Origin of the sequence: Negativibacillus massiliensis (assembly GCF_900148495.1) — a bacterium.
Lineage (GTDB): Bacteria > Bacillota > Clostridia > Oscillospirales > Ruminococcaceae > Negativibacillus > Negativibacillus massiliensis.
In genome coordinates, this window is record NZ_FTRU01000008.1 from 871,055 (window position 1) to 883,721 (window position 12,667).

The 12,667-nt window shown below is 50.9% G+C and carries 13 protein-coding genes; all 13 read left to right on the forward strand.

What is annotated here, in order from left to right; translation table 11 throughout:
• Window positions 1–26: 26 nt before the first annotated feature.
• The 13 genes from BQ5375_RS10080 to hemB all read left to right on the forward strand — a co-directional run bounded on the left by BQ5375_RS10080 (window position 27) and on the right by hemB (window position 12,660).
• Entirely contained in the window at window positions 27–626 is a 600-nt protein-coding gene (locus BQ5375_RS10080) for a SpoIIIAH-like family protein (RefSeq protein WP_076917829.1), read from the forward strand.
• A 235-nt stretch (window positions 627–861) separates the two neighbouring features.
• Window positions 862–2,088, forward strand: a complete 1,227-nt coding sequence (locus BQ5375_RS10085; RefSeq protein WP_022131821.1) for an AfsR/SARP family transcriptional regulator — start codon at window positions 862–864, stop codon at window positions 2,086–2,088.
• Window positions 2,082–2,708 (forward strand): SGNH/GDSL hydrolase family protein, encoded by a 627-nt coding sequence (locus BQ5375_RS10090; RefSeq protein ID WP_022131820.1) that lies wholly within the window; start codon window positions 2,082–2,084, stop codon window positions 2,706–2,708. Before BQ5375_RS10085 ends, BQ5375_RS10090 begins: the two co-directional genes overlap by 7 nt.
• A gap of 30 nt (window positions 2,709–2,738) precedes the next feature.
• Complete coding sequence (locus tag BQ5375_RS10095; protein ID WP_022131819.1) at window positions 2,739–3,281, forward strand: YhfM domain-containing protein; 543 nt, start codon at window positions 2,739–2,741, stop codon at window positions 3,279–3,281.
• 107 nt (window positions 3,282–3,388) lie between these two features.
• A complete protein-coding gene (gene cbiD / locus BQ5375_RS10100; RefSeq protein ID WP_235849996.1) occupies window positions 3,389–4,582 on the forward strand; it encodes a cobalt-precorrin-5B (C(1))-methyltransferase CbiD in 1,194 nt (397 codons plus the stop codon).
• Window positions 4,583–4,612: 30 nt separating this feature from the next.
• Window positions 4,613–5,302, forward strand: coding sequence for a precorrin-2 C(20)-methyltransferase (gene cobI / locus BQ5375_RS10105; RefSeq protein ID WP_022132373.1), 690 nt, complete (start codon window positions 4,613–4,615; stop codon window positions 5,300–5,302).
• Window positions 5,303–5,317: 15 nt separating this feature from the next.
• Entirely contained in the window at window positions 5,318–6,112 is a 795-nt protein-coding gene (gene cobM, locus BQ5375_RS10110; RefSeq protein WP_076917830.1) for a precorrin-4 C(11)-methyltransferase, read from the forward strand.
• A complete protein-coding gene (locus BQ5375_RS10115) occupies window positions 6,109–7,188 on the forward strand; it encodes a cobalt-precorrin 5A hydrolase (protein ID WP_076917831.1) in 1,080 nt (359 codons plus the stop codon). Before cobM ends, BQ5375_RS10115 begins: the two co-directional genes overlap by 4 nt.
• A 28-nt stretch (window positions 7,189–7,216) precedes the next feature.
• Window positions 7,217–7,945, forward strand: a complete 729-nt coding sequence (gene cobJ / locus BQ5375_RS10120; RefSeq protein ID WP_076917832.1) for a precorrin-3B C(17)-methyltransferase — start codon at window positions 7,217–7,219, stop codon at window positions 7,943–7,945.
• Window positions 7,938–9,188 carry a precorrin-6A reductase gene (cobK, locus tag BQ5375_RS10125; RefSeq protein WP_076917833.1) on the forward strand — a complete coding sequence of 417 codons (1,251 nt, stop codon included), beginning with the start codon at window positions 7,938–7,940 and terminating at the stop codon, window positions 9,186–9,188. The genes cobJ and cobK overlap by 8 nt, the downstream gene beginning before the upstream one ends.
• A 22-nt stretch (window positions 9,189–9,210) precedes the next feature.
• Complete coding sequence (gene hemC / locus BQ5375_RS10130; protein ID WP_022132517.1) at window positions 9,211–10,128, forward strand: hydroxymethylbilane synthase; 918 nt, start codon at window positions 9,211–9,213, stop codon at window positions 10,126–10,128.
• A 1-nt stretch (window position 10,129) separates the two neighbouring features.
• Window positions 10,130–11,650: a uroporphyrinogen-III C-methyltransferase gene (gene cobA / locus BQ5375_RS10135; protein WP_328587010.1), complete on the forward strand. Its 1,521-nt coding sequence runs from the start codon at window positions 10,130–10,132 to the stop codon at window positions 11,648–11,650.
• A 23-nt stretch (window positions 11,651–11,673) separates the two neighbouring features.
• The gene (gene hemB / locus BQ5375_RS10140; protein WP_076917835.1) at window positions 11,674–12,660 is read left to right on the forward strand and encodes a porphobilinogen synthase; all 987 of its coding nucleotides are present in this window, start codon (window positions 11,674–11,676) and stop codon (window positions 12,658–12,660) included.
• Window positions 12,661–12,667: the final 7 nt, after the last annotated feature.

A 12,667-nucleotide genomic window follows, 5' to 3' on the forward strand; every position in this document is an offset into this window, starting at 1 on the left:
ATGCAATGTGAACAGGAGGAACGAATATGAACATGATCGTAGGGAAAAAGCAGATCGTTTTGGCGTCACTGGTGGTGGCGCTGGGCGTGGCGGTTTATCTCAATTATCAGTTTGCAGGAGAGGATCTGGACCTTGTGACCGCAAACACCACGGCTGAGGAGATCTCGGTGGAGGATGAAAAGCAGGAAAACTACGGTGATGCACAGTTTGTGGACAGCAAGGATGTGGAAGAGCAGAGCGGGGAGGATTCGGTCAGCACCAGTGCAGAGGTAGGCGACTCGGAATATTTTTCACAGGCACGCCTGACCCGAACCAAGACCCGTGATGAGGCAGCCGAGACCTTGCAGGTTATGTTGTCCGATGTAAACCTTGCGCAGGAACAGAAGGACGAACTGACCGCACAGGCAAACGCTCTGGCACAGTCAATTGAGACCGAAGGCAAGATCGAAAACCTGATCAAGGCAAAAGGATTTGAGGAGTGCATGGTGTACTGTTCCAGTGACAAGGTGGATGTTATAGTCAAATCCCCCGAGCTTCAGGAAAACGATGTGGTGCAGATCCGCGACATTATCTTGGAACAAACACAGGTTCCGGTAGAAAATATTTCCATTGTCCCGGTCAACTGATATGGACAGTGTGTCATGGGAGGTCATCTGAACAGGATGGCCTCTTTTTTCTTTTGCTTTCGTCTGCATTTTGGAGCATCGATTCGTATAATATTAGAAAAAGCGACATAAAAAAATTACGTTTTTTGGCGAATAATTTTAAAAAAGATATGTTATCGGCGACAAAAATATGATAAAATAGAAAAAGCAAATTTTAAGTTGAAGAAAATCCTTACAGGATGCTGGGAGGTATGCTATGAAGCTGCATATTGAAATGTTTGGGGAATTTACCATCTATGTGGACGGTGAAAAGAATTTCCAGTATGAGGGTCGCACCCGTAAGCTGTGGAACCTGCTGCAATATCTTTTGGTCAATCGAAACCGTCCGGTTCCTCAGGCAGAGCTTTTTTCCATCGCACATCTGGATGGGAAAAAAGGAAAACCGGAAAATTCTTTGAAAAATCTGATCTATCGACTGAGAGGCCTTTTGGAAGAAAGCGATCTTCCGAAAGAAGACTATATCCTCTGCCGCCGTGGGGCATATCAGTGGAATCCGGAAATTTCGGTGACACTGGATATTGAGGTTTTTGAACAGGAATATCGGGAGGCCATGGCTGCTGCTGGAAATATGGAAAACAGCCTTGTGCACTATATGGCAGCTTTGGAACAGTATCATGGCGTTTTTCTGCCAAAATCTCAGGACGAGGAATGGGTAAGGGAATATTCTGCCCACTATCAGAAGCTGTTTTTTAACTGCATGAAGGAAGCGTACAACATCTTCAGCCAGAAAAAGGATCTGGGCTTTATGGAGCAGCTGTGCCGCCGCTCCATCGAGATGCAGCCGCAGAGTGAGGAACTGTATCAGCTGTACATTCAGGTGCTGATGCAGCAGAATCAGCATAAGCAGGCGCTGGAAGTCTATGCTTCTTATGAAACTATGCTTTATAAAGAGTCCGGACAGAAGCCGTCCGAATCGCTCCAGACACTCTATCGGGAGATCATCAAGGAGCTCAACAACATGCATGCCGATATCAGCACGGTCAAAAATGACCTGCGCGAGGCAAATGCAGGAAACGGCGCTTACTACTGTCCGTACGATATCTTTAAAAATATGTACCGTTTGCTTGCCAGAAGCGTTTCCCGAACCGGTCAGTCGGTTTATCTGCTGCTGTTTACCGTTTCGGATACCAGAGGCGAACTGCCGACCATCAAAAGGCTCAACGCTTCGATGCGTTCGCTTCAGCTGGCAATCGGAAAGTCTCTGCGAAAAGGGGATGTTTATTCCCAGTACAGCGGAACCCAGTATGTGGTAATGCTCCAGTCGATCAACGAAGAAAACGGCAAGATGGTCGTTGGAAGAATCCTCAAAAACTACGAACAGCTTTATCAGGAACCAAAAGTTGTGGTAAACTTTATGCTGGAGCCGCTTGACTCGGTAGAAAAGATTCCTGAGGGAATTCTCCTGGGAGGTAGCGGATGCTGATTGGGCCAAAGGAGCGGATTGTCTTTTTTGGGGACAGCCTGACCAAACGTACCGGTCGTATGGATTCTGAAATCCCGGCTGACCGGTACGCGGTCAGCTATGTGGAAAGCTATGTCGATCTTTTAGTCAAACGGCTGCTGATTCATTTTCCACAGCTGGAGTTTACCATTTATAATCGTGGGGTCGGCGGAGACACTGTTTTGCATCTGCTGGAACGCTATCAAAAGGATGTCCTGCCCTTAAAGCCGACCCTGATGTTTTTGTGGATTGGGCAAAATGATGCCAAAAACTTTGACGACAGCCGGTTCCAAAAGGGAGTATCCTGCCTGCTGGAATGGTGCCGGCAGGACAACATCCGCGTGGTGCTGCTTTCGACCTCTGCGCATCGGGACGAGCACAAGATGGTTTTCTTAGAGCGTGCCGACCAGATTCTTCTGTCTTTGAGTCAGGAGTATCAGGTGGATTATGTCGATGTTAAAACCCCGATGCTTGCGGTGATGGAGTATAACCGAAGCTCGCAGCATCCTATTATGCTGTTTACCGACGGCTCTCATCTTTCGGAGCTTGGCAACATGCTGATTGCGGATACAGTATATGACTATCTGGTAAGTCACCAGTAAGGTTTTTGGGGCAGAAGGAGGGAAGAGATTGTGAAGGAAAAAAGGATATTTTGCTACATTTGTGCAGCATGTTTGTCCACACTGCTGTTTTGCGGCTGTGAATCCTGGAAAAGGACGCCATCTCCAGACGCCCCGAAGGAAGTTCCGGTCTCAGCGCCGGCAGATGCTGTGGAAGAAGAGGAAGATTTCGAGGCTCCGAATGAGGAGTCTGAGGAGGATATCGAGCAGGAAAATGTGGACGAGAACAGCTTTTTAGCACAGAGCGCCTCGATTGTTTCCCGGACAGACGAATCGGTTCGGTGGGAAACTCAGGACGAGATGCTCTCTCAAAAGCTGTACGACCTGCTTAACCATCAGAACGAAGCTTTTTCGGAAAAGTTTGATGAACGCGAATATGATTATCTTGCGACCATCACCAATTCACAGGGAGAGGAACAGAAGCTGTATCTCTGGATTAATTTCCAGCGGGAAAACGAGATCATTGTTGAGGACGAAAACGGAACACAGTGGAACATCTCGGTAGAGGACAGCAATCAGGTTCGTTCGATGGCATCCAGCCTGATTTCAGGCTAACTTCTTTTGAACAGACGGTCACATTACCCTGTTGACACCCTATGTTCAATCGGGTAAAATGATTTATGTGTTTTTATTGATCTAAATGAAACTGGGAGGGAATCATTGTGGAAAATCAGAAAGAAAATCAGTGGATTTCTCCCGAAGAAGCCTATATTTATGTCGGACAGCAAAAGCTGCGTCGCGGCTATACCACCGGAAGTTGTGCTGCGGCTGCGGCACAGGCTGCGGCAAGAGTGTTGTTTGGGGAAGAAGAACCCAAAACAGTCGAGCTTACTGTGCCAAAGGGATTGACCCTTTGTATTCCAGTACATTCTGTACAGAAATATGAGGGACAGGCTCAGGCAAGTGTCTGCAAGGACAGCGGCGATGACCCGGATGTGACCGACCACATTGAGGTGGTGGTTTCCATCCAGCCAAATCCGACTCCGGGAATCACCATCCGGGGTGGACAAGGGGTCGGAAGGGTGACCAAACCCGGGCTGGAGATGCCTGTGGGTGAGGCTGCCATCAACAAAACTCCGCGCAGGATGATCCGCGAACAGATCGAACTTGTGCAGCAGGAACATCCGGAATGGGAAGGGGTCGGACTGCTGGTCACCGTGAGCATCCCAAAAGGAGAGGAGATTGCCAAAAAGACCTACAATCCCCGTCTTGGGATTGAGGGCGGCATCTCGGTGCTGGGAACCAGCGGCATTGTGGAGCCGATGAGCGAAAAGGCGCTGACCGACTCAATCCGCCTGGAGCTGAGCATGTTAAAGGAAGCGGGGCACAAAACCGTTTTGATTACCCCCGGAAACTACGGCAAGACCTTTTTGAGCGAGGGAGAATTTTCTTCCCTTGCGCCGATTGCGCCCTATGCGGTCAAGTGTTCCAACTTTGTGGGAGATACGCTGGATTACTGCGTGCAGATGGGCTTTGACACGGCGCTGTTGGTCGGACATATCGGAAAATTCTCAAAGCTTGCAGCGGGCATTATGAACACCCACTCGCACTATGCTGACGGCAGGCTGGAGGTTTTTACTGCTCATGCCGCTTTGTGTGGCGCATCGAGGGAGACGTTGTTTGCCCTGATGCAGAGTGTGACCACCGATGAAGCGATTGCGCTTTTGGATCGGGAGGGAATCCGAGAAGCTGTCCTTGACAGCATGCTTACAAAGATAGAAGAGCATGTCCGCGCGAGGGCAGGCGAGACCATGCAGACTGGTGTGATTTTGTTTTCCAATCAGTACGGCTATCTGGGACAGACCGCAGGGTGTGAGTCTGTGTTGCCGCGCCTGATGGAGGAATACGGCAGATAAGCGGAAAAAATTAGAAAGGGATGGAACAAGATGACAGGAACACTCTATGGGATTGGTGTCGGTCCGGGAGATCCGGAACTGATGACCCTCAAGGCGGTGAGACTGATAGAACAGTGTGATCTGGTGGCAGTGCCAAAATCCGGAGACGGTGAAGGTGTTGCAAAGCAGATTGCACAGAAAGCAGTTCCCGATTTTGACAAAAAGGAGCTGATCGAGGTCTCGATGCCGATGACCCGCGACCCGCAGGTTCTGGAACAGAGCCATCAGGTAGCAGCAGAGCAGATCGAAGGGTATTTAAAGGAAGGAAAGTCGGTTGCTTTTCTGACTCTGGGAGATCCTGCCATCTATTCTACCTATATTTATGTACATAAAAAAGTGCAGCAGAACGGTTTCCCTGTGGAGATGGTTCCGGGGGTACCGTCTTTTTGTGCGGTTGCGGCAAAACTGAATGTAAGCCTTGCCGAAGCTGCCCAGCCGCTGCACATCATCCCGGCATCCTATCAGGGTGTTGAGGAAGGACTGGAATGGAGCGGACCGAAGATTTTGATGAAGACCGGCCGCTCGATGAAAAAGGTAAAGGAACTTCTCGACGAAAAGGGACTGATGGACAAGGCAAAAATGGTGCAGAAATGCGGCATGGAAGGCGAGGAAATCTATCAGTCGATGCGCGATGTCGATGAAAATTCCAGCTATTTTTCGGTAATCGTCGTCAAGGAATAGGCAGGAGGGAACAAGATGGTATATTTTGTAGGAGCAGGTTCCGGTGCGGTCGACCTGATCACGGTACGGGGACAGCGGCTGCTCAATGAGGCGGACGTGGTGATCTATGCGGGATCTCTGGTCAATCCGCAGCTGCTGGGAGAAACAAAACCGGACTGCCGCATCTATAACAGTGCAAAAATGACACTGGAAGAGGTGTTGGATGTAATTCAGGAAGCAGAGCGCGAGCAGGCAAAGATCGTTCGCCTGCACACCGGCGACCCATGTCTGTACGGTGCCATCCGCGAGCAGATGGACCAGCTGGACGAACTGAATATTTCCTATGAGTATGTTCCGGGAGTAAGCTCCTTCTGTGCGGCAGCTGCTGCGCTCAATGCAGAGTATACCCTGCCGGATGTTTCCCAGACGGTCATCATCACCCGCATGGCAGGAAGAACGCCGGTTCCGGAAAAGGAAGAGATTGCAAAGCTTGCCTCTCATCAGGCAACCATGGTTATCTTCCTGAGCACCGGTCTGCTGGAAGGATTGCAGGAACGTTTGATGGCGGGCGGATATGACAAGGATACTCCGGCAGCAATCGTCTATAAGGCAAGCTGGCCGGATGAAAAGACCTTCCGCTGCACTGTTTCCACCCTGGCACAGACTGCAAAGGAAAATAACATCACCAAGACTGCCCTTATCTTAGTTGGAAACTTTTTGGGTCACGAATATGAGCGCTCCAAGCTCTATGACCCTTCGTTTACCACCGAATTTCGTCAGGCAAAAACTTCGGAATCCGAAAAGCCGGATTTAAGCGGAGAAACCCGATGAAACCGACCGCTGCGCTTATCTGCTTTACGCAAAACGGTGCAAAGCTCGCAGAACAGCTGATCGGTCAGCTGAATGAGGAGTTTAACTGGTACGGGTTTGTCAGCTCCCGAACAAAACTGGACACAAACCTTCCTCAAAAGGAAGGAAGCCTTTCCGATTGGACGGGGGAATGGTTTAGCAAAGTTCAGTGCCTTGTTTTTGTTGGGGCATGCGGCATTGCAGTGCGGGCAATCGCCCCTTTTGTGAGGGACAAGTTTGCCGACCCTGCGGTCATCGTGATCGATGAACAGGGGAAATTCTGCATTTCGCTGCTTTCCGGTCATATAGGCGGTGCAAACGAGTGGACTGCACGCTTTGCCGAAGTTTTGGGCGCCGAGCCGGTCATCACCACTGCGACCGACTTAAATCATAAATTTGCGGTGGATGTGTTTGCAAAGAAAAATAATCTCCTGATTACCGACCGCGCACTTGCAAAGGAAGTTTCTGCAGCGGTGGTAAGGGGAGAAACGATAGACTTTTATTCGCACGAAATGCCAAAGGGAAAAATCCCGCCGGAGCTTTGCTGGTATCAGGATACTAAGGAAGCCTGTGGTGTGTCCAGCGGGCCTTCCACCGGAATTTCCATCCATGTCGGTGCTTTGGAAAAGCAGCCAAATCCTAAGGAGCTTTGGCTTATCCCTAAAAATCTGGTGCTTGGCATCGGGTGCCGCAAAGGAACACCGATGGAGCAGATTGAGCGTTTTGTGCTAGAAAAGATGGAGGAATACCATCTGGATTTTCGCCGGGTGAGAGCTGTGGCGTCGATTGATTTAAAAAAGGAAGAAAAAGGACTAATCGATTTCTGCAGAAAGTATGACCTTGCGTTTGAGACCTATTCAAAGGAAGAGCTGCTTTTGGCAAAGGGAAACTTTGTACCTTCCGATTTTGTCAAGGGAGTTACCGGTGTGGATAACGTCTGTGAGCGCAGCGCCGTTGTCTTTGCACAGGAGGATGACAGCTGTCTGATCGTCCGCAAGCAAAAGGGCGGTTCGGTCACGCTGGCTGTTGCACAGAAGACAGCCACCTGTCACTTTTAAATGACCGTTTGGGAAAGGAAAGAATGCTATGAAACTGTATGTTGTGGGCATTGGCCCCGGAGAGCTCAGTCAGATCACTCCGGCGGCTATGGCGGCGATGGAAGAAAGTGATGTCATCGCCGGATACACCGTTTATGTCGATCTGGTGCGGGAGCGTTTTGCCGGCAAGGAATTCTTGACCACCGCAATGAAGCAGGAGGTAGACCGCTGCCGCATGGCGATCGAAAAGGTGGTCGAGGGCAAGACGGTTTCGATGGTATGCAGCGGGGACGCCGGTGTATACGGTATGGCCGGACTGATTTATGAGCTGGCACAGCAGTATCCACCGATTGAGATTTGTGTCATCCCGGGTATTACCGCTGCAATGAGCGGTGCCGCAGTGCTGGGCGCTCCGCTCATCCACGATTTTGCGGTCATCAGCTTGAGCGACCTGCTCACACCGCTTGATAAGATCATGACCCGTGTTGAGCTTGCCGCACAGGCTGATTTTGTGCTGTGCTTCTATAACCCGGCAAGCAAAAAGCGTGCGGACTATCTCAAGCAGGCATGCCAGCTGATTTTAAAACACCGCAGCGACGACACCCCATGCGGTTATGTGCGCAATATCGGCAGAGAAGGTCAGGAGGCAGTTACTCTTACCTTGTCAGAGCTTCAGGATGCGCAGGTTGACATGTTCACCACAGTGTTTGTCGGAAATTCTCAGACAAAGCTGATTAACGGCAAACTGGTGACACCAAGAGGATATAAAAATGTATAAACTGCTCCTGTTTGCCGGTACGACCGAGGGGCGGGAGCTTGCTGAATATTTCAGCACCTGCAATGTGCAGGTCACTGTCTGTGTGGCGACTGAATACGGACAGACTTTGATTTTGCAGCGGGAAAACCTTTCGGTCTGTGCCGGACGGCTGACCCAGCAGGAGATGGAAGAAAAGATCATTGAGGAAGGATATGACCTGGTGGTCGATGCCACCCATCCTTATGCGCAGGTCGTGACCGAAAACATCCGCTCGGCATGTGAAAAGACCGGCAGACCTTATTTTCGCTGTCTGCGTCAGGAGGAAAGCGCCGAAGGATATGCAAATGTTTTCTTTGCAGAAGATACCAGTCAGGCAGCGCAGATGCTGGAAGAGATCGAAGGAAACATCCTACTGACCACCGGAAGCAAGGAACTTTGCCAGTATCAGAAGGTAAGCGGATTTACTGAGCGGTTTTATCCGCGGGTACTGCCGCTTGCAAATGTGGTGGAAAGCTGTCTTGCACTGGGAATTCCCGCCGGTCACCTGATTGCGATGCAGGGACCGTTTTCCGAGGAGTTAAACCTTGCGATGATCCGTCAGTGGAACATCCGCTGTCTGGTCACCAAGGAGTCGGGCAAGGCAGGCGGATTTGACGAGAAACTGAATGCAGCCAAAAAGGCGGGAATTCTAACTCTAGTGATCGGCAGACCAAAAGAGCAGTCGGAACACGATACGGTGCAGGGCATCCGGGAAAAGTTTCAACAGCAGTACAAAATTGCTCCGATAGAAAAGCAGAAAAACAGACGATATTTTCCGATGTTTGTCTCGCTGGACGGAAAATCGGTGCAGGTCATCGGCGGCGGAACGATTGCCACACGCCGAATTAAGACTTTGCTGCGTTTTGGATGCCGCATCCGGGTAATTGCGCCAGAGCTTTGCGAAGACTGCCGCAAGCTTTGGGAGAACAGGATGATCGACTGGGAAGAACGGGCATGGCAGCAGGGCGACTGCACAGGGGAGCTTGTGCTTGCAGCGACCGATTCCCCGAAAGTAAATGAACAGATCGTGCAGGAATGCCGTCAGAAGAAGATCACGGTCAACCGCTGCGACAAACAGCAGGACTGCGATTTTTATTTTCCGGCGGTGGTCGAGCATGACGGACTGGTGTTTGGTCTGTGCTCGGGCGGAGCCGATCATAAGAAGGTAAAAGATGCAGCGGCGGCGCTCCGAAAGAGTTTTCGGGACGATGCCGCAATGGAATAAAGAAAAAGGGGTAACAAAGACAATGCCGAACAAGATCATTCGGGTCGGCAGCAGGGAAAGCGTGCTTGCGGTCGCGCAGACCGAGCTTGTGATGGAGACCATCCGGAAAAATCATCCGGAGGTTGAGCTGGAACTGGTGACGATGAAAACCACGGGAGATAAAATCCTGGACAAAAGCCTCGATAAAATCGGGGGCAAGGGATTGTTTGTAAAAGAGCTGGACAAAGCTTTGATGGAAGGAAGGATCGACATTTCGGTCCACAGCCTGAAAGATATGCCGATGGAAACACCGGATGAACTGCCGATTCTGGCTTATTCCAAGCGAGGAAATCCATTTGACTGCCTGGTGCTGCCAGAGGGAGTAGACAGCTGGGATCACACCACTCCGGCAGGATGTTCCGGACATCGCAGAAGAGTACAGCTTCAAAAGCTGTTTGGGGATGTTCCGATCAAGGGCATCCGCGGCAACATCCACACCCGTTTAAACAAGCTGGACTCCGGTGAGTACGGTGCGCTGGTTCTTGCCTGCTCGGGACTTGCCCGCGTTGGGCTTTCTTCCCGTATCCATCATGTCTTCACACTGGAAGAGATGATCCCGTCCGCAGGTCAGGGCATCCTTGCAGTACAGGGCAGAAAAGGGGAAGACTATTCCTGGCTGATGGAAACCGATGACCCGATTTCCCGCATCCAGGCAACAGCAGAGCGTGCCTTTGTGCGCACCCTTGACGGCGGATGCAGCTCTCCAATTGCTGCCTATGCACAGGTATCGGGACAGGAAGTGCTGCTGACCGGACTTTACTATCACGATCCGGAAGGGATCTATGTTACCGGAACCAAGACCGACCGGATTGAAAATGCCCAGAAGCTGGGCGAAACCCTCGCAGAAGAACTGAAAAGCCGTTTTCTGTGCGGATGCGGCGTGGAGAATGGAGGGCTGTAAGGTGGAAAAGAAAGGAAAAGTCTGGCTGGTCGGAGCAGGACCGTCCGACATGGGGCTGTTGACCCTCAAGGGAAAGAACCTGATCGAACAGGCGGACGTAGTTGTCTATGATGCGCTGGTTTCGGCGTCGATTCTTTCGATGATTCCATCCTCCGCGCAAGCGATCTTTGTCGGAAAGCGTGCCGGAAACCATCCGGTTCCACAGGAACAGATCAATCAGATTTTGCTCGAACAGGCAATGCAGGGCAAAAGGGTCGTCCGTTTAAAGGGCGGCGATCCATTTTTGTTTGGACGCGGCGGAGAGGAGCTGGAACTCTTAATCGAGAACGGAATCGACTATGAGGTGGTTCCGGGTGTTACCTCAGCAATCGCAGTTCCGGCATACAACGGTATTCCGGTCACCCACCGCGACTATTGCTCCTCGGTACATATCATCACCGCACACAGCAAAAAAGGCGGCGAGCTGAAGATCGACTTTGAGGCACTTTGCCGCTTAAATGGAACACTGGTCTTTTTGATGGGCGTTACCGCAATGCCAATGATCTGCAAAGGTCTGCTGGATGCGGGAATGAACCCGCAGATGCCTGCCGCTATCCTGCAGCAGGGAACCAGTGCTATGCAGAAAAAGGTGGTTGCTACCATTTCGGATCTTCCGGAAAAGGCACAGCAGGCACAAATTCAGGCACCGGCTGTTCTGGTAATCGGAAAGGTCTGCGCGCTGGCAGATCATTTGGGCTGGACTCAGAAAAGAGCGCTCGACGGCGTGCGCGTTATTCTGACCCGACCAAAGGAACTGATTTCCCGGATGTCAAAATCTTTATCCGAGCTTGGCGCCGAAGTGATCGAGCTGCCATCCATCGACCTTGTTCCATGTGAGCAAAACGAACCGCTCCAGACAGCACTTGAGAATATCGTGTCCTATCAGTGGGTTGCCTTTACCAGTGCGATGGGGGTTCGGTTCTTCTTTGATTTCCTGCAGAAAAACCGTGTCGATGTCCGCAGACTTTCTCACCTGCGCTTTGCTGTCATCGGACAGGGCACCCGCGATGAGCTTGCAAAACACGGCATTTTTGCAGATTTGATGCCTTCTTCCTACTATGCAAAGGATCTGGCACAAGCACTCTGTCAGACCATGCAGAAAGGGCAGAGGGTTCTTTTGCCGCGCGCAAGGATCGGCTCGAAGGATTTGACCGACATCCTCACCCAAAACGGCATTGAGTTTACCGATGTTGCTTTGTACGACACTATTTATCAGAGCCACAATACCCACGCTGTGGAAAAGCTGATCGACGATGGTCAGGTTTCCTGCGCTGTATTTACCAGCGCTTCCACGGTCCGCGGATTTGCTGCTACCATGCAGGGGAAAGATCTGAGCTTGCTGACCGCGGCATGTATCGGCGAAAAGACAGCACAGGCTGCAAAAGAATATAACATGAAGGTGATGATCGCAAAAGAAGCGACCATCGACAGCGTGACACAGATGCTTGTTGAGCACGCAGATGAACTTCGTTTAAACAGATAATATCAAAAAGGAGAGAACCTGCAGTGGAAATTTTATCAAGAGCAAGACGCTTAAGAACCAGTGAAGCAGTCCGGGAACTTGCAAGAGAAACACGAATCTCCAAAACTTCGCTTGTTTACCCAATGTTTGTCAGAGAGGGAAGCGGCATCAAGGAAGAGATCCCGTCCCTTGCAAATCAGTACCATTACAGCCCTGACACCATCTGCGAAGGGGTAAAAGAACTGGTGGATGCCGGTGTTACCAAGATTTTGCTGTTTGGCATTCCGGAACACAAGGATGAAATCGGTTCATCGGCATGGCAGGAAGACGGCGCGGTTCAGAAAGCGATCGGCGAAATCAAGAAAAATTTCCCACAGGTTTACTGCATCACCGATGTGTGCATGTGTGAGTATACCTCCCATGGTCATTGCGGTGTGCTGTGTGAATGCACCACCGTTGACAACGACAAAACGGTGGAACTGCTGTGCAAAACAGCACTTTCCCACGTTCGTGCCGGAGCGGATATGGTCGCTCCATCGGACATGATGGACGGCAGGGTGCTTGCTATCCGCCGAGCACTGGATGCAGAAGGATATACCCACATTCCGATCATGGCATATTCCGCAAAATATGCTTCGGCATTTTATGGTCCGTTCCGCGATGCGGCAGGTTCTGCTCCTTCCTTTGGTGACCGCCGCTCCTATCAGATGGACATTCACAACCGCAAGGAAGCACTCAAGGAGATCGACAGCGATATGGCAGAGGGTGCAGACATCGTGATGGTAAAACCGGCACTGTCCTATCTGGATATTATCTTCCAGGCATCCCAGCGCACCAATCTTCCGCTTGCCGCTTACAGTGTCAGCGGGGAATATGCGATGATCGAAGCTGCTGCTTCGGCAGGACTGATCGACCGCGAGCGCATTATCGGGGAGACCGCTGTCAGCATCTTCCGTGCCGGAGCGGATATTTTGATCACCTATCATGCAAAGGAAATTGCAGATTTGATAGAAAAAGGAAAGATTGGCTAAATCTTTG

What these genes read in the sequence shown, in the direction of transcription:
- cobM (WP_076917830.1), top strand. Translation starts at nt 5,318, where the DNA reads ATGGTATATTTTGTAGGAGCAGGTTCCGGTGCGGTCGACCTGATCACG.
- cobK (WP_076917833.1), top strand. Translation starts at nt 7,938, where the DNA reads ATGTATAAACTGCTCCTGTTTGCCGGTACGACCGAGGGGCGGGAGCTT.
- BQ5375_RS10115 (WP_076917831.1), top strand. Translation starts at nt 6,109, where the DNA reads ATGAAACCGACCGCTGCGCTTATCTGCTTTACGCAAAACGGTGCAAAG.
- BQ5375_RS10080 (WP_076917829.1), top strand. Translation starts at nt 27, where the DNA reads ATGAACATGATCGTAGGGAAAAAGCAGATCGTTTTGGCGTCACTGGTG.
- BQ5375_RS10085 (WP_022131821.1), top strand. Translation starts at nt 862, where the DNA reads ATGAAGCTGCATATTGAAATGTTTGGGGAATTTACCATCTATGTGGAC.
- cobI (WP_022132373.1), top strand. Translation starts at nt 4,613, where the DNA reads ATGACAGGAACACTCTATGGGATTGGTGTCGGTCCGGGAGATCCGGAA.
- cobJ (WP_076917832.1), top strand. Translation starts at nt 7,217, where the DNA reads ATGAAACTGTATGTTGTGGGCATTGGCCCCGGAGAGCTCAGTCAGATC.
- hemC (WP_022132517.1), top strand. Translation starts at nt 9,211, where the DNA reads ATGCCGAACAAGATCATTCGGGTCGGCAGCAGGGAAAGCGTGCTTGCG.
- BQ5375_RS10090 (WP_022131820.1), top strand. Translation starts at nt 2,082, where the DNA reads ATGCTGATTGGGCCAAAGGAGCGGATTGTCTTTTTTGGGGACAGCCTG.